At 71.5% G+C, this 19,348-nt stretch carries 19 protein-coding genes and 2 pseudogenes; 3 read left to right on the top strand and 18 right to left on the bottom strand.

From position 1 onward, the window contains the following. Positions 1–68: 68 nt before the first annotated feature. The gene (locus QE359_RS05480) at positions 69–1,061 is read left to right on the top strand and encodes a Ku protein (protein ID WP_309778107.1); all 993 of its coding nucleotides are present in this window, start codon (positions 69–71) and stop codon (positions 1,059–1,061) included. Here the strand turns inward: QE359_RS05480 and QE359_RS05475 are convergent. Then, positions 1,058–1,537, bottom strand: a complete 480-nt coding sequence (locus tag QE359_RS05475; protein WP_309778105.1) for a DUF6328 family protein — start codon at positions 1,535–1,537, stop codon at positions 1,058–1,060. The two genes, QE359_RS05480 and QE359_RS05475, sit on opposite strands and share 4 nt — an antisense overlap. Positions 1,538–1,627: 90 nt before the next feature. Here QE359_RS05475 and QE359_RS05470 point away from each other — a divergent pair, with 90 nt between their 5' ends. Beyond that, complete coding sequence (locus QE359_RS05470) at positions 1,628–2,233, top strand: antibiotic biosynthesis monooxygenase (RefSeq protein WP_071296587.1); 606 nt, start codon at positions 1,628–1,630, stop codon at positions 2,231–2,233. On the opposite strand, the gene QE359_RS05465 is transcribed toward QE359_RS05470, so the two are convergent. Genes QE359_RS05465 through QE359_RS05450 form a run of 4 tightly spaced genes read right to left on the bottom strand, consistent with a single transcriptional unit; the run spans position 2,230 to position 6,480 of the window. After that, positions 2,230–3,165 carry a Ppx/GppA phosphatase family protein gene (locus tag QE359_RS05465; RefSeq protein WP_309778103.1) on the bottom strand — a complete coding sequence of 312 codons (936 nt, stop codon included), beginning with the start codon at positions 3,163–3,165 and terminating at the stop codon, positions 2,230–2,232. The genes QE359_RS05470 and QE359_RS05465 overlap by 4 nt on opposite strands. A 50-nt stretch (positions 3,166–3,215) precedes the next feature. Then, complete coding sequence (locus QE359_RS05460) at positions 3,216–4,073, bottom strand: ribokinase (protein WP_309778101.1); 858 nt, start codon at positions 4,071–4,073, stop codon at positions 3,216–3,218. Beyond that, positions 4,070–5,479 (bottom strand): MFS transporter, encoded by a 1,410-nt coding sequence (locus QE359_RS05455; protein WP_071303358.1) that lies wholly within the window; start codon positions 5,477–5,479, stop codon positions 4,070–4,072. Before QE359_RS05455 ends, QE359_RS05460 begins: the two co-directional genes overlap by 4 nt. 5 nt (positions 5,480–5,484) lie before the next feature. Further along, positions 5,485–6,480 carry a nucleoside hydrolase gene (locus tag QE359_RS05450; protein ID WP_070417195.1) on the bottom strand — a complete coding sequence of 332 codons (996 nt, stop codon included), beginning with the start codon at positions 6,478–6,480 and terminating at the stop codon, positions 5,485–5,487. Positions 6,481–6,659: 179 nt separating this feature from the next. On the opposite strand from QE359_RS05450, the gene QE359_RS05445 reads away from it, so the two are divergent. Then, on the top strand, positions 6,660–7,658 hold the full coding sequence (locus QE359_RS05445) for a LacI family DNA-binding transcriptional regulator (protein WP_309778099.1): 999 nt from the start codon (positions 6,660–6,662) through the stop codon (positions 7,656–7,658). A gap of 347 nt (positions 7,659–8,005) precedes the next feature. On the opposite strand, the gene QE359_RS05440 is transcribed toward QE359_RS05445, so the two are convergent. The 13 genes and pseudogenes from QE359_RS05440 to QE359_RS05380 form a co-directional block, all read right to left on the bottom strand. Next, positions 8,006–9,700, bottom strand: a complete 1,695-nt coding sequence (locus tag QE359_RS05440; protein WP_309778098.1) for an MDR family MFS transporter — start codon at positions 9,698–9,700, stop codon at positions 8,006–8,008. Continuing rightward, positions 9,697–10,317, bottom strand: coding sequence for a TetR/AcrR family transcriptional regulator (locus QE359_RS05435; protein WP_070417197.1), 621 nt, complete (start codon positions 10,315–10,317; stop codon positions 9,697–9,699). The genes QE359_RS05440 and QE359_RS05435 overlap by 4 nt, the downstream gene beginning before the upstream one ends. A 53-nt stretch (positions 10,318–10,370) precedes the next feature. Further along, entirely contained in the window at positions 10,371–10,853 is a 483-nt protein-coding gene (locus QE359_RS05430; RefSeq protein WP_309778096.1) for a GNAT family N-acetyltransferase, read from the bottom strand. A 14-nt stretch (positions 10,854–10,867) separates the two neighbouring features. Next, positions 10,868–11,380 (bottom strand): VOC family protein, encoded by a 513-nt coding sequence (locus tag QE359_RS05425; protein ID WP_071296581.1) that lies wholly within the window; start codon positions 11,378–11,380, stop codon positions 10,868–10,870. Next, complete coding sequence (locus QE359_RS05420) at positions 11,377–12,096, bottom strand: HAD family hydrolase (protein WP_309778093.1); 720 nt, start codon at positions 12,094–12,096, stop codon at positions 11,377–11,379. Before QE359_RS05420 ends, QE359_RS05425 begins: the two co-directional genes overlap by 4 nt. A 54-nt stretch (positions 12,097–12,150) precedes the next feature. Continuing rightward, the gene (locus QE359_RS05415; protein WP_309778091.1) at positions 12,151–12,792 is read right to left on the bottom strand and encodes an MBL fold metallo-hydrolase; all 642 of its coding nucleotides are present in this window, start codon (positions 12,790–12,792) and stop codon (positions 12,151–12,153) included. Positions 12,793–12,850: 58 nt separating this feature from the next. Next, positions 12,851–13,282 carry a MarR family winged helix-turn-helix transcriptional regulator gene (locus QE359_RS05410; protein WP_071296579.1) on the bottom strand — a complete coding sequence of 144 codons (432 nt, stop codon included), beginning with the start codon at positions 13,280–13,282 and terminating at the stop codon, positions 12,851–12,853. A gap of 37 nt (positions 13,283–13,319) precedes the next feature. Next, positions 13,320–15,227 (bottom strand): MGH1-like glycoside hydrolase domain-containing protein, encoded by a 1,908-nt coding sequence (locus tag QE359_RS05405; protein WP_309780401.1) that lies wholly within the window; start codon positions 15,225–15,227, stop codon positions 13,320–13,322. After that, complete coding sequence (locus tag QE359_RS05400) at positions 15,224–15,544, bottom strand: hypothetical protein (RefSeq protein ID WP_309780473.1); 321 nt, start codon at positions 15,542–15,544, stop codon at positions 15,224–15,226. The genes QE359_RS05405 and QE359_RS05400 overlap by 4 nt, the downstream gene beginning before the upstream one ends. Before the next feature lie 16 nt (positions 15,545–15,560). Next, positions 15,561–15,905 (bottom strand): annotated as a pseudogene (locus QE359_RS05395) (Type 1 glutamine amidotransferase-like domain-containing protein); the annotation flags it as partial. Positions 15,906–16,059: 154 nt separating this feature from the next. Next, positions 16,060–17,025, bottom strand: a complete 966-nt coding sequence (locus tag QE359_RS05390) for a carbohydrate ABC transporter permease (protein ID WP_309778090.1) — start codon at positions 17,023–17,025, stop codon at positions 16,060–16,062. Beyond that, a pseudogene (locus tag QE359_RS05385) lies at positions 17,022–18,072 on the bottom strand (carbohydrate ABC transporter permease). The gene QE359_RS05390 and the pseudogene QE359_RS05385 overlap by 4 nt, the downstream one beginning before the upstream one ends. After that, on the bottom strand, positions 18,069–19,334 hold the full coding sequence (locus tag QE359_RS05380) for an extracellular solute-binding protein (RefSeq protein WP_309778088.1): 1,266 nt from the start codon (positions 19,332–19,334) through the stop codon (positions 18,069–18,071). The pseudogene QE359_RS05385 and the gene QE359_RS05380 overlap by 4 nt, the downstream one beginning before the upstream one ends. Between the last annotated feature and the right edge of the window lie 14 nt (positions 19,335–19,348).

The following is a 19,348-nucleotide window of genomic DNA, read 5'->3' as shown; positions in this document are numbered from 1 at the left end:
CGAAGCGGGATCTGTGGAGAACCCGTCCGCTGCGGGCGCTCCCGTGGAGAGACGGGCATCATGTGCCCATGAGGTCGATCTGGAAGGGCTCCATCGCGTTCGGGCTCGTCAACGTGCCGATCAAGGTCTACGCGGCGACCGAGACGCACGACGTGTCGCTGCACCAGGTCCACGACGAGGACAAGGGCCGCATCCGGTACAAGCGCGTCTGCGAGTTCGGCCACGAGGTCGAGTACGCCGACATCCAGCGCGCCTACGACGACGGCGACAAGACGGTGGTGCTCACCGCCGACGACTTCAAGCAGCTCCCCGAGGAGCAGTCGCACGAGATCGAGGTCCTCGAGTTCGTCCCCGTCGACCAGGTCGACCCGATGATGTTCGAGAAGTCCTACTACCTCGAGCCCGACTCCCGCTCCCCCAAGGCCTACGTGCTCCTGCGCGAGACCCTCGCGAAGACCGACCGGCTGGCGATCGTGCAGTTCACGCTCCGGCAGAAGACCCGGCTCGGCGTCCTGCGGGTGAACGACGACGTGATCCTGCTGCAGGGGCTGCTCTGGGGCGACGAGGTCCGCGCCGCCGACTTCAAGGGGCTGGACGCAGCGGTGAAGGTCAGCGCGAACGAGCTGAAGATGTCGTCGTCACTCGTCGACAGCATGTCCACGGACTTCGACCCCGACCGCTACACCGACGCCTACCAGGTGGAGCTGCAGCAGCTCATCGACGCGAAGCTGGAGTCCGGCGACGACATCGACACCGAGAAGACCTTCGGTGAGCGCTCTGAGGACGACGACGATGACGAGGGTGGCGACGTCATCGACCTGATGGCCGCCCTGCGCGCGTCGGTGGACAAGAAGCGGTCCGGGTCGGGAGGCACGGGGTCGCGTTCCCGGAGCGGGTCCCGTTCCACGAAGCAGGACTCCACGGCCGACGAGTCACCGGAGAAGACCCCGGCCGAGAAGGCACCCGCGAAGAAGGCACCCGCGAAGAAGGCACCCGCGAAGAAGACCCCGGCGAAGAAGGCCCCCGCCAAGAAGCCGGCCGCCAAGAAGCAGGCCAGCTAGCCGTCCTTGCGGGTCCGCCGGAGCCCGAGCGGGATCGAGACCCAGAGCAGGGCGGTCCCGAGGAACACGACGATCCCGCCGACGAGCCCCCCGACGTCACCGACCACCACGTCGAACACGAACAGCACCGTGCCCGAGAAGAGCAGGGCGCTGGCTGCCAGCGCCGCGATGAGGACGACGTTCCCGACCCGGACGAGGTCGTGCTTCTGACGCTGCCGGAAGACGAGCCGGTGCGACGCCACCGCCGAGAGGGCGACCACCGTGACCAGCACGGCCAGCACGACGAGGACGAGGTAGATCGTCTCCTGGCCATCGCTCAACGCCGTGAACCGTTGTTGGAAGGGCAGGGTGAGCAGGAACCCGGCGAGGATCTGAGTGCCGGTCTGCACGATGCGCAGCTCCTGCTCGATGTCGTTCCAGTTCCGGTCCCACCGTTCCGTCGACGTCTCGTGCCGACCACGCTCGGTCTCGCTCACACCACGAACCTAGCCTCGCCGACGCCCGAGCGGCGCGGGCGCAACAGACCGTGTCACGAGCAGGAAACACGCGTCGGCCAGACTTGACGCATGACTCCAGAAGAGCCTGGGGCCTTGTCGTCGCCACCCGCGACCGATGGCCCGCCCGTCACCGTCTCCATCACCCGACTCGTCGAACCCGAACGGATCCCCGACGTCACCCGCTGGGTGCAGTCCGGCGTGAACCTCGCCAACCGCTACCCGGGCTTCCTCGGCTCGGGCTGGGTCCGCTCGCACGCGACGAGCCGTGAGTGGCACATGCTCTACCGGTTCGCCGACCACGACTCCCTCGCCACGTGGGAGAACTCCGACGACCGGCTGCGGTGGCTCGACCTCGGCCGTGACCTCGTGGTGGAGTCCCGCGTCGAGAAGCGCACCGGGATCGAGGGCTGGTTCGACGCACCGGCCGATGCCCCGGCGTCGAGCGCACCGCCGCGGTGGAAGCAGGCCGTGAGCATCTGGCTCGGGTTCTTCCCGGTCAACCTGGCGTTCACGTACCTCGTCGGCTGGCTGGTCCCCGCGTTCGGCGCACTCCCCGTGCTGCCGCGCGTGCTCGTCACGACGCTCGTGCTCACGCCGATCATGACGTTCTGGGTGCTGCCGTTCGTCACCCGGATGATCCGCCCGTGGCTCCTCGCGCCGCCGAGGAACGGCTAGCCGAGCACCGACAGCTGGTCGAGCCGCTCGAGGATCACGCCCTCGCGGAGCGCCCACGGGCAGATCTCGAGCGCCGGCAGGTCGAAGATGTCCAGGCAGGCCTCGGCGACCAGTGCTCCCGGCACCACCTGGTGCGCCCGGCTCGGCGACACCCCGGGGAGCTCGGCCAGCTCGGCGACCGACATCGTCAGGAGCGCCGGCAGCTTCGCGCGGAGCACGTCGCCGTCGAGCGCGCGCGGCACGAGCGGCCCCGCACCCGAGGGCGCTGCGCCGCAGATCCGTGCGATCGACCGGAACGTCTTCGAGGTCGCCACGGCACGGTCCGGCCGCCCGGCGCGCAGCAGCAGCCCGGCGTCGCGGGCGATCTCCACTCGGATCTCGTGGCGGATCCGGCGCACGTCGTCCTCGGTCGGGGTCCCAGCCGCGAAGTACGACCGGGCGAGCCGGGCGGCGCCGATCGGCATCGACCATGCGACGTCCGGCGCTTCGTCCGCTCCGCCGGCGATCTCGAGCGACCCACCGCCGATGTCGAACACGGCCAGGCGACCGGCGGACCACCCGAACCACCGCCGCACGGCGAGGAACGTCAAGCGCGCCTCGTCCCCGCCGGACAGCACGGCGAGCTCGACCCCGGTCGCCCGTTCGACGTGGGCGAGCACCGCGTCGGAGTTCACGGCGTCGCGGACGGCCGAGGTCGCGAACGCGAGCATGTCCTCGCACCCGCGGTCCTCGGCGACGCGGACGGCCTCGGCGACGAACGAGGTCAGGGCGTCGACGCCCGCCTCCGTCACCGCGCCGGCGTCGTCGAGGTGCTCGGCGAGGCGCAGCGGTTGCTTGAACGACGACGCCGGCAGCGGGGCGGCACCGCCGTGGGCGTCCACCACGAGCAGGTGGCCGGTGTTGGACCCGATGTCGAGGACTCCCACGCGCATGCCACAACGCTAGTGGCCCCGTCGGACGGGCACGGCCCGGGAGGCGCGGTTCAGCCCCGCAGGAACGACTCCAGTTCCGCGGTGGTCGGGTACGACGCCTGCGCGCCAGCCTTCGTCGCGGCGTACGCCCCGACACCGACCGCGAACCGTGCGGCGTCGACCAGCGGGTCCCCGGCGGCGAGGCGCAGCGCCACCGCACCCATGAACGCGTCGCCGCAGCCCGTGGTGTCCACCGGGTCGACCCGGACGGCGTCGATCGACACCGGCTCGGCGTCCCCGTCGTGCACGACGCAGCCCGAGCCGCCCCGGGTCACGATCGACCGTCGGACGCCGTGCTCCCCGAGCTCGGCGGCCTCGTGCTCGTTGACGAGCAGGACGTCGGTCAGCTCGAGGAGCTCCGCCGGGACGGCACCGAACGGGGACAGGTTCGTGAGCACCGTGACCCCGGCGGCGTGCGCTGCGCGGGCGGCGGCCAGGACGACGTCGATCGAGACCTCGAGGCAGAGACCGAGCACGCCGGCACCGTCGAGGGCATCAGCGGGGACGTCGTCCGGGGTCAGCGTGCCGTTGGCGCCGGCGGAGATCACGATGGTGTTCTCCCCCGCGCGGTCGACGGTGATGACGGCGGTGCCGGTGGCCACGCCCTCCCGGACGGCGACGTGCGTCGTGTCGACACCCGCCGCCGCGACGGAGTCGCGCAGCAGTCGACCGTTCCCGTCGTCGCCGACCGCGCCGATCATGCGCACGGCACCCCCGAGCCTCCCGGCAGCCACCGCCTGGTTGGCGGACTTGCCGCCTGGCAGGATCGCGAGGTCGGACCCCTGGAGGGTCTCACCGGGCTTCGGGAAGCGCTCCGTGCGGACCACCAGGTCCGCGTTGAGGCTCCCCACGACGACGATGCCGGTCATGCGGCGGCTCCTGTCTCGGCCGAGGCCGGGCGCGGGATGAGGAAGGACGTGGCGAGTGCCGCGCAGGTGATCACGGCACCGAGCAGCATGCCACCGGAGTACCCGGCGGTGCCCGCGGACCCGCCGGTCCCGAGCGCGATCTGCAGGGCGGGCAGGACGGCGAAGCTGATGCCGGCACCGAGGTTGAACGCACCGGCGTTGAGGCCGGGCAGGAAGCCGGGGTTGGACTCCGGCGAGAGCACGATGCCGAGCCCGTTCAGGATGATGTTCGCGATGCCGGCGTACGTGATGCCGATCAGCACGGTCGCGGCGATGAGCACCGGCAGCGAGTGCACGCCGACGAACGCCATGACGAGCGTCGCGACGATGCTCCCGACCAGGCCGACGCGCAGCACGGCGCGGTAGCCGAGGGTCGGCGCGAGCCGGCCGGCGAAGGGTCCGACGATCCAGCCGACCAGCGCGTACGGGGTGAGGAACGCGAGCGAGGCGAGGTCGGCCTCCATGCCGAAGCCCGCGTCCGGGTTCTGCGCGAGGCTCGTGACGAGGCCGTTCACGACCGCGAACACGCCCGTCATGGTGAGCAGGGTCGTGACGAGCAGCGCCCAGGTCGCACGGCGCTTGAGGAACCGTGTCTCGACGAGGGGCTCGCGCACCCGCGACTCGACGGCCCAGAAGACGCCGAAGGCCACGAGTGCGAGGACGATGCCACCGACCACGAGGCCCCAGTCGGCGGCTGCGAGCTTGCCCGCCTCGTTGAACGCGGTGAGCAGCGCGCCGACGCTGACGACGAGCGGCAGGACACCCCACCAGTCCATGCGGGTGCCGGCCGACGGCTTCGACTCGACGCCCCACGCAGCGACCATCAGCGCCGCGACGACGGTGACGATCGCGATGACCCAGAAGATCCCGCGGAACCCGAAGTGCGTCGCGATCCACCCACCGGCGAGCGCGTCGACGCCCGCGATGCCGCCGTTCACCGCGGTGAGCAGGCCGAGGGCGGCGCCGTAGCGCTTCGGGTCGGCGATCTCGTTGCGGAGGATGAGCAGGCCGATCGGGACGACCGGGCCGGTGACGCCCTGGATCATGCGACCGACGAACAGCATCGGGACGTTGACCGCGAGCGCCGCCACGATGCTGCCGACGAGCATCACCGCGAGCATGCCGAGCAGGACGCGCTTGCGGCCGACGATGTCGGACAGGCGCGGCAGGAACAGCGAGAACAGCGCCGCCAGGGTGAAGAACAGCGTCTGCGACAGGCCGATCGTGGCGTCGTCGGTGTGCAGCTCGCGGGCCATCGTGACCAGGGCGGGGCTGAGCATGCTCGCGTTCAGCTGGAACGCGATGCAGGCTGCGAGGAGCGCGGCGGTGAGGGCGCCGATCGACTTCTTCGTCGATGTGGTGGTCATGGGGGTCAGTGCTCCGTGGTGGTCGTGGTGGCTGCGGTCCGGGGCGTCCAGCCGGTGTCCGGGGTCTCGCCGATGCGCTCGAGGGCGTCGACGACGAGGTCCCAGAACCGTCCGTGGTCGAGCTCCATCGCGGCGCTCGTGCGGCAGTCCTCCGGCGCGGGCGCGCGGAAGTCGGCGACGGTCATGCCGAGGGTCAGGGTGCCCTGCGTCTCGACGTGGATCGGGACCTTCACGGCACGGACGACGGTCGGGTCGATGACGTACGCGACGGCGCAGGGGTCGTGCACGGGCGGGGCGTCGAAGCCCTGGGCGTCCTTGTACGTCTGGCCGAAGAAGTCGAGCAGCTCGCCGACGAACGCGGCCGGGGCGGTGCCGACGGCGGCGATGCGCTCGGCGACCTCGGGCGTCGCGAGCGCCTGGTGCGTCAGGTCGAGGCCGACCATGACGACGTCCCAGCCCGCGTCGAAGACGATCGAGGCGGCCTCGGGGTCGATGACGATGTTGAACTCGGCGACCGGGCTCCAGTTGCCGACGTGCACCCCGCCGCCCATCAGGACGACCTGCTTGACACGCTCGACGATGCGGGGCTCCTTGCGGGCCGCGAGGGCGATGTTCGTCAGGCCGCCGGTCGGCACCAGGGTGACCGTGCCGGGCTCGTGCGCCATGACGGTCTCGATGATGAGGTCGACCGCGTGCCGCTCGTCCAGCTCGAACGACGGCGAGGGGAGCATCGGCCCGTCGAGACCGCTCTCGCCGTGGATGTCGCCGGCGACCTCGATCTCGCGGAGCAGCGGACGGTCGGCACCGGCGGCGAACGGGACCCCGGTGATCCCGGCGATGCGGGCGACGGCGAGGGCGTTGCGGGTGACCTTCGGGAGCGTCTGGTTGCCGACGACAGTCGTCACGGCGAGGAGCTCGATGTCCGGGTTGCCGTGGGCCAGCAGGATCGCGACGGCGTCGTCGTGGCCGGGGTCGCAGTCGAGGATGATCTTCTCGGGCACGCGGGGCGCTCCACTTCTTCGGGGATCAGGAGGTCGAGGCTCGACGAGGTGGGGATCCGCGGCGAGGATCAGCTCCCGCGGCACGTCAAGCGTTTGACATGGAAACACGTCAAGCGTTTGACGTCAAGTCATCGGCGGCGGAACCGAACTGCGCGGTCCGCGCTCGGTAGCATCGACGCGTGCCATCCTCCGCCGCCCCCGGCCGTCGTGTGACCGCTGCGATGGTGGCCGAGCGCGCGGGGACGAGCATCGCCACGGTGTCGCTCGTCGTGAACGGCAAGGACCGCGGCCGGGTCTCCGTGCCGATCGCCACGAGGGTCCGCGACGCCGTCGACGAGCTCGGCTACGTCGTCGACCACGCTGCCAGTTCCCTCGCGCGGGGCAGTGGCGACCTCGTCGTCCTGATCGCCCCCGACCTGTCGAACCCCTTCTTCGCCGAGGTGATCCGCGGCGTGCGCGACACCGTCGGCGACCGCTTCCAGCTCGTGCTCTCCGTCACGGAGCGCGGGGCCCAGCCCGTGGCCGCCGACGTCCGACGGTTCGAGCGGCTCCGCCCGGCCGGGATCCTGGTGGATGCGCCCGCCGCCGACGAGACGATGACCGCCACCGTCCCCGTGGTGCTGCTCGACGCTCCCGGCGGACCCGAGGCCGTGAACTACGACCTCTCCCCCGGTGTCCACGAGCTCGTCGCCCACCTGCACGAGCGCGGGCACCGGCGGGTGGGGTACCTCGACGGGACCTCGCGGGCTGCGACGTTCGGCGTCCGTCGGGAGCTCTTCGAACAGGAGTGCGCGGCCGCCGGCATCGAGGTCGCCGAGGTCACCGCCCGCGCCGACCTCACGGTGGACGCCGCGGCCTCGGCGACCGAGCACGTCCTCGAGGCCTGGCAGGACGACGACGTCACGGCGGTCGTCGCGGCTGCCGACACCCTCGCGTACGGGGTGCTCCGGGTCGCCGGGCAGCTCGGCATCGCGGTCCCCGGCGAACTCGCCGTCGCGGGGTTCGACGACCTGCCGTCGTCCTCGGTCACGGCGCCGGCCCTGACGAGCGTCGCACTCCCCGGCGCGGACCTCGGCCGGGCCGCGGCGCTGCGGTTGCTCGCGACGCTCGACGGCACCGCGCCGGAGGCCGCGGCGCTCCCCACGCGCCTGGTGCGCCGCGCGAGCACGGGCGCGTAGCGCGCGCCGCGGCTGCGCGCGGGCGCCGCGCGCGGTCGCGGACCGCGGCGGTTCGCGCCGCGAGAGCGACGATGTGCCGCGAACGCGCGGCGATCATCCCGCGGAAGCGACAGGTGCCAGCTGAGATCCGGCGGCAGCCTGTCGCTTTCGCGAGCGGGGCGCGGTGGGCGCGCGCCTTCGCGGACGGGAGGCGCGGTGCGGGCTGGCACCGCGCCTCCTGGCCGGGGGTGGTCCGGACCACCCCGCCGGAGCGACAGATCGGCGCCGCCACGGCACGTCCGTGCCGGGGAAGCGACAGTCCCCCGCAGGGATCCCGCGGGGGACTGTCGCTTTCGTGGATCGCGCGGTCAGCGCTCCGAACGGTCTGGACCGGCATCTGCCGGCTCCGGCTGCGGCTCGGCCGCGCCGGCCGCGTGCCCCGCGCGCTGCGCACGCTCGAGCTCGTCGGCCTCGGCTCCGCCGACCGCCTCGCCGCGGGCGACCATGCCGGCCGTGTCGGAGAGCTTGATCTGCGGGAGGAACAGCGCGAGCAGGAACGCCACCGCGATGAACGGCAGCAGGTACCAGAACACGGGCGCCAGGGAGTCGGCGTACGCGTTCACGATGCCGTCCTGCACCGCCTCCGGCAGCTTCGCCACGGTCGCTGGGTCGATGCTGCCCGCCGACGACGCAGCGTCGGTCGCCGATCCGCCGGCGCCACGGAACACGTCGGTGAGCGACGTCGTGAGCCGCGCCGTGAAGAGCGCACCGAAGACGGCGGTGCCGAGGGAGGCGCCGACCTCACGGAAGTAGTTGTTCGTCGACGTGGCGGTACCGACCTGCTCGGCGGGCACCGCGTTCTGCGCCACGAGGACGACCACCTGCATGATGAGGCCGAGGCCCGCGCCGAAGACGAACAGGTACGCGCAGATGAGCCAGATCGGGGTGTCCGCCGCGAGCTGGGTCATCGCGAGCATCGCCAGGGCGACCAGGATCGTCCCGATGATCGGGAACATCCGGTAGCGACCGGTCTTGGTGATCAGGTTGCCGGACGCGATCGAGGTCCCGATCAGGCCGACCATCATCGGCAGCATCAGGAGACCCGAGACCGCCGCCGAGGTACCGGACGCCATCTGCAGGAACGTCGGGACGAAGCCGATCGCCGCGAACATGCCGATGCCGAGCACGAGGCCGATGCCGGTCGCGAGCAGGAAGGTGCGGTTCTTGAAGAACGACAGCGGCAGGACGGGGTCCGCCGCACGCGACTCGACGAGGACGAGGAGCGCTGCCGACACGACGAGACCGGCGAACCAGGCCCACGTCTCCGGGGCGTCCCAACCGTGGTCCTTGCTGCCGCCGAACTCCGAGAAGAACACCAGGCACGTCGTCGCGGCGGACATGAAGAGCACGCCGAGGACGTCGATGCGCTTCGTCGCCTTCTTGCTCGGCAGGGTCAGCGCGAACCACGCCACGAAGAACGCGGCGATGCCGACCGGGATGTTGATGTAGAACGCCCAGTTCCAGGTGAGGTGGTCGACGAAGAACCCGCCGAGCAGCGGGCCGCCGATCGCCGAGAGGCCGAAGATCGCACCGAGCGGGCCGAGGTACTTGCCGCGCTGGGACGCCGGCACGATGTCCGCGATGATCGCCTGCGACAGGATCATCAGGCCGCCGCCGCCGAGGCCCTGCATGGCGCGGAAGACCACGAGCTGGGTGAAGTCGCCGGCGAAGGCACAACCGGCCGACGCGATGGTGAACAGTGCGATCGCGATGAGGAACAGGTTGCGGCGACCGAGGACGTCACCGAACTTGCCGTAGACGGGCATCACGATGGTGGAGGCGAGCAGGTACCCGGTCGTCAGCCACGCCTGGTGCGCGACGCCGCCGAGCTCGCCGACGATGGTGGGCATCGCCGTGGAGACGATGGTCTGGTCGAGGCTGGAGAGCAGCATCCCCGCGATGAGCGCGGAGAAGATGATCCAGATCCGACGCTGCGTGAGGAGCAGCGGTCCGTCGGAGCCTGGGCGGGCACGCTTGGTCGTGCCCGGCGCGGTGGCGCTCATTCGGTGGTGTCCTGTCCGGTCGTGATGGCCGCCCTCATCAGGCGGAGGTTCTGGGTGAGCAGCTCGTCGAACGCGGGGCCCGTGGCTTCGTCGAACGCGTCGTCGAAGTAGGTCTCCGCCGTCACCTTGAGCAGCCCTGCGGCGGCCTCGGTGACGAGCCGCGCACGGCGGTCGGTGGCGTCGCCCCAACCGAACCGCGCTCGAACGGCGTCGGTGATGCGGCCGAGCTGCACGTCGGTGGCCGAGAGGAACCGGGCGACGAGCGCCGGCTCCCGTTCGAAGACCCCGCGGACGAGGACCTCGTCGGCGCGGTCGATGCCGGCCCGGTGGAACTGGTCGATCGCCAGCGCGACGATGGAGTCCAGCGGCTCGAGGTCGGCCGCGACGACACCGCCGGCGGCGTACGCGTCGATGGCTTCGACGTCCGCGTTGATCTCGATGCCGAGCACGGCGTCGTCCTTCGACGCGAAGTGGTTGAAGAACGTCCGCCGGGACACCCCGACCGTCTCGCAGAGCTGCTCGATCGTGAAGCCGTGCAGCCCGTGCTCGATGGTCGCCCGACGTGCCTCGACGATCATGCGTCGGCGCAGCGCGCGGGTGCGTTCGGTGGTGCTCACCGGACAAGAATTGCACTATCGGACTGAGAGTGCAATGTGGAAGTGGGGTACCGCTAGAGCGCCTTCTCGAAGCAGAACGACCACGGCATCGTCGCGGCGTACGGCTCGTACACCGGGATCGGGGTCCAACCGGTCTTCTCGTAGAGCGCCACGGCCTCGGGCTGCTTGTCGCCGGTCTGCAGGATGAGCCGCGCGGCGCCCTCATCACGCCCGACGCGCTCCCCCTCGGTGAGCAGCGCGGTGGCCGCACCCTTCCCGCGGGCGGCGGCGAGGACGATGAGGCGCTTCAGTTCGACCTCGTCACCGAGGCGCCGGACGGCGATGTGCCCGAGGGCCTCGCCGTCCTCGTCGATCGCGAGGATCGAGGTGATGATCGTCGCCGGGTCCACGGCGAGCGCCCGGCAACGCTCGGCCGTCACCGCCGGGTCCTCGTCGCCGTTCGCGGCGCCGTAGCGCTCGTGCATCTCCTCGTCCATGCGGGCGCGGAGCGCCACACCACGGGGGTCGTCCCACCGAACGCGTTCGATCGTGATCACGACCGACGATCCTGTCACGGATGCCAGCGTCGGCGCGACGTGTGCTCCTCGTAGGGCTGGGGATCGGGGTAGGTCAGGAGCTCGACGGTGCTGCCCCACGGCGTCCGGACGTACACGAACCGGTTCCGGTCGCCGGCTTCGGGCCCGGGCAGCGGGCGGGGTGCGCCGAGCGCAGTCGCCCCGGCGGCGACGACCCGGTCGAGCGTGGCGTCGAGGTCGTCGACGTACAGCGCGAGGTGCTGCCACCCGAGGTCGGACGGCACCGCCGGGGTGTCCTGCTCGACGTGGTCGAAGGCGAACAGCTCGATGCCGGGGCCGTCGGGCAGCGCGAGCATCCGGATCCGCACCTCACGGGCGTCTCCGGGGACACCGAGGCGCGACGTCGTCGCCGCACCGCCCTTCGGAGGCTGGTCGGCCGGGAGCGTGTCGTAGAGCACCTCGGCACCGAACGCGTCGACCAGGAACGCGCTGGCCGCGTCGACGTCGGGGACGGTCAGTCCGATGTGGTCGACGCCGCGGACGCTCACGCGCCCGCCCCGCTGCCGGCGGCTCCCCCGGCGCGGCTCGCCAGGTCCGCGATGGGGCCCCGGCCGGCCCGCAGGTCGGCGAGGACCGCTGCCGCGTCGTCGTACACCTCCGCCGCCCCGGCCCGGCGCAGCTCGTCGCCGCCGATCCCGCCCGTCATCACGGCGACGCAGGGCACACCGACCCGTCCGGCGGACTCGACGTCCCACATCGCGTCGCCGACCATCACCGCAGCATCGGCGGACACGCCGACCTTCCGGAGTGCGACCTCGATGATCCCCGGGTTCGGCTTGGCCTGTTCGACGTCCTCCGAGCTCGTGACGGCGGTGATCCACGCCTCGGCGTCGAGCAGTTCGCGCAGTCGCACGAGTTCGTCCTCGGGCGCGCTCGTGGCCAGCACGACGGCGTGACCGGCGTCGGCGACGGACCGGAGCAGCTCACGGGCACCCGGGAGGAGCCGCAACCGCGGCATCTGCTCGGCGTAGTACGCGGTGTGGAACTGCTTGACGGTGTCGCGCTGCTCATCGGTGGCGTCCGGCAGCAGCTCCTCGAGCAGCTTCGCCGAGTCCATGCCGATCGCGCGGTGGATCCGCCAGGCGTCGACGGACTCGCCCGCTGCCGTGCACGCCCGCCACCAGGCGTCGATGTGCGGGTAGTTCGAGTCGACGAGGGTCCCGTCGATGTCGAAGAGGACGGCGGTGGAGGGTGCGTCGGGCATCCCTCCACCCTGCCCTGGAGGCGCGGATCACCTCTCAGGGGCGCGTCACGTCCGTCAGACGGTGATCGACTCGCCGGCGGGCAGGATCTGCACCGGCACCGGTCCGAGACCGTCCGGGCCGAGGAACCGCGCGGCGGACTGCTGCCCGAGTTCGCTGAGCATGGCCTCGTGGATCTGCACGGCGTGCTCCGGGGAGACCGCGCGGACGTAGTCGACGGCCTCGGCGGTGCTCGTCCACGGGCCGCTGGTCGGCAGCAGCAGGGTCCGCACCGGGACGCCGGGCACGAGGTAGGCGTCGCCGGGGTGGAACACGGCGCCGTTCACGAGGTAGCCGACGTTCGCGATCGTCGGGATGTCGCCGTGGATGACGGCGTGCTCCTCGCCGAAGACCTGCACCGAGAACGGGTCGACCTCGAACGCGTCACCGGCCGAGACCGCGGCGACGCGGCCGTCGTGCGCGCCGAGCTGGTCGACGATCGCGGCGGGCCCACGCACCACGAGGGCGTCGTTCGTGGCGAGGGCGGCACGGACGGCGTCGACGTCGAAGTGGTCGAAGTGCTCGTGGGTGACGAGGACGGCGACGGCGGCCGTCGCGAGGTCGGCGCCCTCCGGCGTGAACGTGCCCGGGTCGATGACGAGGGTGGCGCCGTCCTGCTCGAGGACGACGGTGGCGTGGTTGTACTTCGTCAGCTCCATGTCGACGAGTCTACAACAGTGTTGTACATCGACGTGGTCGATCCGGATGAGAGGGCGTTCACCGTTCGAGTCTCGCCGCGATGCGGTCGAACAGTTCCGGCACCCTGGCGAGTGCCGCACGCTCGGCCTCGGACAGCTCGGAACCGATCACCGACGCGAACGCCCCGGCTCGGGCGCTCCGTTCCCGGAGCATGACCGTGCGGCCCGAGTCCGTCAGCCGGATCACCGAGACCCGCCGGTCCCCGTCGGAGACGCCTCGCTCCACGAAGCCGCGCTCCTCGAGTTCCGCGACTGTCCGCGACTGTCCCTGGTGCTTCACGCCGCGGGCCCGCGCGAGCTCGGCGATGGTCTGCGGCCCCTGCCGGTCGAGCAGGCCCAGGCTCGCGCTCTGCGCCTGCGGCAGCTCGTCGGTGAGTGCCCGGGTGGCCCGCACGATCCGGCCGATCGACTCGCGGAGCTCCTCGGCGAGGTCGTCCGGGGTCGTCGTCATGCCCTCGACCGTACCGCCGGATCCCTGCGACGGCGGCCTACCGGAGCGCCACCCAGACGGGGAAGGCGGCGGCGGCACTCCAGGCCTGCGGGCGGCAGGCGGCCGGGTACGGGGCCGGACGCGTGACGGCGGACGCGTCGTCGCCGGCGTGCAGCTCGGGCATCCGGAAGTCGAACGCCACCGCCGCGGCGAGCAGCTGCTCGGACAGGACCCGGGCCTCGTCGTGGTGTCCGGACCGGGTGAGGCCCGTGATCACCACGGCGGTGTCGTGCGCCCAGACGGTGCCCCCGTGGTAACTGAGCGGCCAGTACCCGGCGGCGGTCGTGGAGAGGGTCCGGAGGCCGAAGCCGCTCGCCAGGTCCGGGCTCACGACGCGTGCTGCGACGACGGCTTCCTCGTCCGGGGTGAGCAGGCCGGTGCCGAGCAGGTGGCCGATGTTGCTCGTGGCGGAGTCGACGGGGCGCTTGCGGGCGTCGAGGGCGATCGCCGGGTACCGACCGATGTCGTCGGCCACCCAGAAGGCGTCGCGGAAGCGATCTGCCAGGCGCGCGGCCCAGGCACGCCACGCGTCGCCGCCGGGACGGCCGAACGCATCCAGCAGGTCGGCACCGTGCACCGCGGCCTCGTGCGCGTAGCCCTGCACTTCGCACAGCGCGATCGGGCCGTCGGCGAGGGTGCCGTCCCGCCACTGCACGCTGTCCCCGGAGTCCTTCCAGCCCTGGTTCGCCAGCCCCCGGCCGGACTCGTCGACGTACTCGAGCAGCCCGTCGCCGTCGGCGTCGCCGTCGTCGCGCATCCACGCCAGGGCGCGTTCGAGCGTCGGCAGGAGCGCCTCGACCTCGGCGTCGGGGAGCCCCGCACGCCAGGCGTCGTGGAGCAGGCACACCCAGAGCGCCGTCGCGTCGACGGTCCCGTAGTAGAGCGGTGGCAGGGAGATCTCGTCGTTGTCGACCGGCAGGGACGCCTGGCGCAGCTCGTGCATGATCTTGCCGGGCTGCTCGGCGGTCGCGGGGTCGTCCGCGGTGCCCTGCAGCGCGGCGAGGACCCGGAGGGTGCCCCCGGCGGTGCTGGTGTCGACAGGCAGCAGGAAGCGGGCGGCCCAGATCGCGTCGCGGCCGAACAGGGTGAAGAACCAAGGGGCGCCGGCCGCGATGAACTCGCCCTCGGGCCGCGCCAGCCGGAGTGCGTCGAGATCGTCGGTGGCACGCTCCAGCCAGCGCCGGAGCCGGTCGTCCTGCACGCCGGCCGGGACGTCGAACGGGCGCGGGGTCGTCACGCCGGTGACGACGGCGTCGGGCGTCTCCACGGCGCAGTCCCACGCGAGGTCGACCTCGTGCGCGCGCTCCGTCCGCCAGCGCAGCACGACGTCACCGTCCTCGACGCGGACGGATGCTCCGGGGGCGTCGAGCCGGACCCGTACGGAGCCCGAGGTCCACGATGCGGTCTGCTCCGAGGCGTCGGCGGGGACCGGCTGGGGGCCGTGACCGGCCTTCACCGCGTCCATCCCGGCGGCGTCCGGGGTCACCCTGACGGTCACGACGAGCTCCGCGGTGGTCGCGCCGGGCCCCTCGAGCCGATCCGTGACGCGCAGGCGTTCCGCCACCCCGTCGATGCGCACCGTCCGACGACGGTCGAGGCGGACGTCCGGATCGGCCCCGGTACCGTCGAGGCCGCGCAGGAGTCCGGTGAAGACGACCTCGCGGGCACCGGCGGGCACGACGGCGATCGGTTCCACCGCGGAGTGCTCGACGCTGACGCGCACGGCGGAGACGAACCGCTGGTCGCCGGTCCAGTAGCCGTGCACGGGGTTCGCGCCGATGGCACCGTCCCGACCGGACCATGCCTGCGTCGGTGCCGCGATGACGGCGACCTCGTCGTGGAGCAGGGGCTGCAGCGTGGCGGTCGTGGCAGCGGCGGTGGTGGTGTTCGTGGTGGTGGAGGTCATGGGGCTTCCTCGTCGACGGGTTCGGGGGACGGGGTCCAGGCGCTGGGTGTCCAGCTCGGTGCGGGTCGGGGTGCGTCCGGCAGGCGACGCACGGGCAGGGGCTCGGCACGGATGCCGGTCGGGTTGCCGGGGGCACGGGCGATGCGCACCGCGCCGCCTCCGTCGTGGTCGGTGACGGCTTCGGCGAACGTGGCCGAGCGCCCACGGTGGACGACGCCGACGCCCTCGTCGAGCTCGATGCCCGCCGGGAGGTCCCCCGCCGCGACGGGCCGCGCGGAAGACCGGCGACCGCTCCGGGTCCGAGTCGGTGTGGACACCGAGCGAGCCGGACACGAAGCCGAGTCCGTCGGCGAGGACCGACGGCTGCGGGCCGTGGCTCTGCGTGACGCCGCCGGTGTGCCAGCAGAGCGCGCCGGCCGATCCACCGGCGAGCACCACCCCGGCTCCCCAGGCCTCACGCAGGACCTCGTCGAGACCGTGGGCACGCCACACGGCGAGGAGGTTGACCACGGAGCCACCCGAGACCCAGACGACGTCCGCTCCGAGGACGGCGTCGCGCAGGGACGGCACGTTCCGTCTCGGGAAGAACCGCAGGTGCGACGCCTCGACACCGGCCGTACGGGCCGCTGCGAGCTCTGCCCCCTCGACGGTCCGCTGGTCGCCGCCGGCGGTGTTCACGTGCAACACGCGTGGCGGCCGACCGGCGGGGACGCGGGCGAGCCGGACGGCCTCGAACAGGAGCGGACCGTAGGCCGAGTCGTCCCACTCACCGCCGACCAGACCGCCGCAGGTGGCCAGGATCGTGGGTTCGGTGGCGGTCACGTCGGGGTGCTCATTCCTTGACCGCCCCGTCGCTGCCGTTCATGATGCGCTTCTGGAACACGAAGAACGCGACCGCCACGGGGATGGTCATGACGAAGGCCGCCGCGAGCTTGACCGGGAACTGGTTCCCCGCGCTCAGCGCGCCCGACGCCAGTGATGCGACGCCCTTCGTGAGCGTGGTGAGGTCGGGCGACGAGGTCGACACGATGAAGTGCGCGAGCTCGTTCCACGATCCCTGGAACGACAGGACGGTGATCGTCACGACGGCCGGACGCGCCATCGGGAGCACGACCGACCAGAAGGTCCGGAACGTGCCGGCACCGTCGATCTTCGCCTGCTCCTCGACGCTCACCGGGATCGATTCGAAGAAGTTCTTCATGATGAACACCCCGGCGGCGTCCACGAGCAACGGCACGATCATGCCCGAGTACGAGTCGTACATGCCGAGCTGGTTGATCACGAGGAACTTCGGGATGAGCAGGACCACGCCCGGCACCGCCATGACGGCGATGAGCAGGGCGAAGACGGTCTGGCGACCCGGGAACCGCAGTCGCGCCAACGCGTACCCGGCGAGGGAGTCGAAGAAGATCCGGCCGAGCGTGACGAAGACCGCGACGATGATCGAGTTCATCGCCCAGATCCCGAAGTCGGAGTTCTCGAAGAGGGTCTGGAACGCCGCGCCGGTCCAGGTGACGGGGAGCGCCAGCGGGTGCAGGGAGGCGTCCTGGTCGGTCTTGAACGCGTTCACGATCGCGACGTAGAACGGCAGCAGGTAGACGACGGCGATCAGGACGCCGAACACCAGCAGCACCACGCTCCGCGGCGTGAGCCGACGTGGCCGCCGGCCCGGGCCGGGTGCCTGCGTGACGGTGGTGGCGCCGAGGTCCGGCACCGCGCCTCCTGGCAGTGCCGCCCTGGAGGCGCGGGTCGGCTCGGTCCCGCCGCCTGCGGTCGCCGGGGTGGGTGCGCTGGTCATCGCGTGCTCCCCTTCTCGATCCACCGCATCCGGCGGCGGGACACCGGGCGGTCGCGCAGCGCCCACCGCTGCAGCAGCGTGAAGACGACGATGATGCCGAACAGGATGAAGGCGATGGCTGCGCCGACGCCCCACTGCTGGCTCTGGAACGCGGACGTGTACGACAGGAACGCCGGCGTGAGCGTCGTGTTCGCCGGGGCGCCCTTCGTGCCCGTGTAGATCTGGTCGAAGACCTGCCACGTCCCGATCAGCCCGAGCGTCAGCACCGTGAAGAGCGTCGGGCGCAGCTGCGGCAGGGTGACCCGCCAGAACCGCGTCCAGGACCCGGCGCCGTCGATCATCGCTGCCTCGTCGACCTCCGGCGAGAGGTTCTGCAGGGCCGCGATGAACAGCAGCATGAAGGTGCCGCTCGTCGTGAACACCGCGAGCAGGATGAACGCGGTCATCGCGACCGACGGACCGGCGAGCCACCTCCCACCACGAGATGCCGAGCATCGTGTGGTCGGCGAGGAAGGCCGGTGGTGTGCCTGCGCCGAGGTGGAACAGGCCGGTGGGCTCGTTGAACCAGTTCGGTCCGTTGATCCCCGCCCAGCTGATGATCTTGTTGACGGCTCCCGTCGACGAGAACAGGAACAGCCAGAGGACGGTGATGGCGACCGAGCTCGTCACCGAGGGGAAGTAGAACGCGGTCCGGAAGAACCCGCGCCCGCGCAGTGCCCGACCGCTGACGAGCAGGGCGAGCCCGAGCGCCACGGCGGTCTGCAGCGGGACGACGAACACGACGTACCAGAGGTTGTTCCGCAGCGCGGTGCCGAAGTTCTGCTCGTCGAGGCCCCCGCCGCCGAGGATCTTGGCGTAGTTCTGCCCGCCGACGAAGGAGACGTCGGACGAGAACGGGCTGCCGACACCCCGCCAGTCGGACACGCTGACCCAGGCCGCCATGACCACCGGCACGGCGAGGAACAGGCCGAGGACGATGATCGTCGGCGCGGTGAACAGCCAGCCCGAGACGGCTTCGGCACGGTTCTTCCGGGACACGTCCGTCAGCCCTTCAGCGCGGCGGCCATGTTCTTCTGGACGCCCTCGAGCAGGGTCTTGGTGTCGGTCGTCCTGAGGCTGCCGAGCTTCGAGTCGAAGTCGGCGATCACGTCGGCGGTCCCGGACGCGTTCGGCAGGCCCTGGGCGGCGTCCGCCTGGTCGAGGAACGCGGCGTACTGCGGGTACTCCTGCTTCCAGGTGCCGGCGGCCGACTCGACCGAGGGCATCACACCGAACGCCTTCGCGAAGGCGAGCTGCTGGTCGGTGCTCGTCATCTTCTCGACGAAGGACAGCGCTGCCTTCTGGTTCGGGGAGTCCTTCGCGATGCCCCAGCAGTTCGTGAACTGCAGCGTGCCGGAACCCTTCGGGCCCTTCGGCAGGGCGACGACCTTGTAGTCCACGCTCGGGTAGCTCGACGACATCGCCCCGGTGAGCCAGTTGCCCTCGATCGTCATCGCGGCCTTGTCCTTGCCGAACGCATCACCTCCCCAGCTCTCGCCGAGGTCGCTCGAGAACTTCATCGAGCCGTCGTCGAGCAGGCCCTTCACGTAGTCGAGGGCCTCGACGTTCGCGGCCGAGTCGACGGTCGCCTTCGTCTGGGCGCCGTTCGTCAGGGCACCGCCGGCCTGGGTCATGAACGCCCCGAGACGCTCGATCTGCGGGCTGGTCGTGAGTCCGACCCGTCCGTCGCGGGTGAGCTTCTCGGAGACCGTCCGCAACTGGTCCCAGGTGGTCGGGACGTCGCTGTCGGTCAGCCCGGCTGCCTTCCAGTCCTTCGTGTTGATGAACAGCGCGAGGGTGGAGAAGTCCTTCGGCGCGCAGTAGAGCTGGTCGTCCACGGTGAACGACTTCGTGAGCGTCGGGTAGAAGTCGCTCGTGTCCTCGAGCTGGTCGCCGTAGGCCAACAGCGAGCCGTTCGCGGCATACCCGGCGAGGGACGACGTGCTGACGTAGAACACGTCGGCGGGCTTGCCGGCCGCGAAGCCCTGGGCGAGCTGCTGGTCGAGGTTGTTCGCCGGCTGCACCGTCGCGCCGGTGCCCGAGGACTTCGACCACGCGGCGGCGGCGCTCTTCACGGCGGCGGTCTCGGCGTCGCCCGACGAGCCGATGAGGACGGTGAGGGGGTCGTCGCTCGAGGTGAGCTTCGCGGCGCCACCGCCGGAACCGTTGCCGCCCGAGCTCGAGAAGCCGGAGCCACAGGCGGAGAGGGTCAGAGCTGCGGTGAGCGCCATCGCTCCCGCGGTCAGCATGCGTGCTGTGCGTCGTTGCATCAGGGGGACTCCTC

Source organism: Curtobacterium sp. SORGH_AS_0776 (assembly GCF_031453355.1).
Taxonomy (GTDB): Bacteria; Actinomycetota; Actinomycetes; order Actinomycetales; family Microbacteriaceae; genus Curtobacterium.
Note: the sequence above shows the minus strand (reverse complement) of the source record. Positions and strands in the feature narration are given on the sequence as shown.

Excerpts from the sequence above, each read along its gene's own strand:
- QE359_RS05480 (WP_309778107.1), top strand. The coding sequence starts at position 69 with ATGAGGTCGATCTGGAAGGGCTCCATCGCGTTCGGGCTCGTCAACGTG.
- QE359_RS05470 (WP_071296587.1), top strand. The coding sequence starts at position 1,628 with ATGACTCCAGAAGAGCCTGGGGCCTTGTCGTCGCCACCCGCGACCGAT.
- QE359_RS05465 (WP_309778103.1), bottom strand. The coding sequence starts at position 3,165 with ATGCGCGTGGGAGTCCTCGACATCGGGTCCAACACCGGCCACCTGCTC.
- QE359_RS05460 (WP_309778101.1), bottom strand. The coding sequence starts at position 4,073 with ATGACCGGCATCGTCGTCGTGGGGAGCCTCAACGCGGACCTGGTGGTC.
- QE359_RS05455 (WP_071303358.1), bottom strand. The coding sequence starts at position 5,479 with ATGACCACCACATCGACGAAGAAGTCGATCGGCGCCCTCACCGCCGCG.
- QE359_RS05440 (WP_309778098.1), bottom strand. The coding sequence starts at position 9,700 with ATGAGCGCCACCGCGCCGGGCACGACCAAGCGTGCCCGCCCAGGCTCC.
- QE359_RS05420 (WP_309778093.1), bottom strand. The coding sequence starts at position 12,096 with ATGCCCGACGCACCCTCCACCGCCGTCCTCTTCGACATCGACGGGACC.
- QE359_RS05415 (WP_309778091.1), bottom strand. The coding sequence starts at position 12,792 with ATGGAGCTGACGAAGTACAACCACGCCACCGTCGTCCTCGAGCAGGAC.
- QE359_RS05410 (WP_071296579.1), bottom strand. The coding sequence starts at position 13,282 with ATGACGACGACCCCGGACGACCTCGCCGAGGAGCTCCGCGAGTCGATC.
- QE359_RS05405 (WP_309780401.1), bottom strand. The coding sequence starts at position 15,227 with ATGACCTCCACCACCACGAACACCACCACCGCCGCTGCCACGACCGCC.
- QE359_RS05390 (WP_309778090.1), bottom strand. The coding sequence starts at position 17,025 with ATGACCAGCGCACCCACCCCGGCGACCGCAGGCGGCGGGACCGAGCCG.
- QE359_RS05380 (WP_309778088.1), bottom strand. The coding sequence starts at position 19,334 with ATGCAACGACGCACAGCACGCATGCTGACCGCGGGAGCGATGGCGCTC.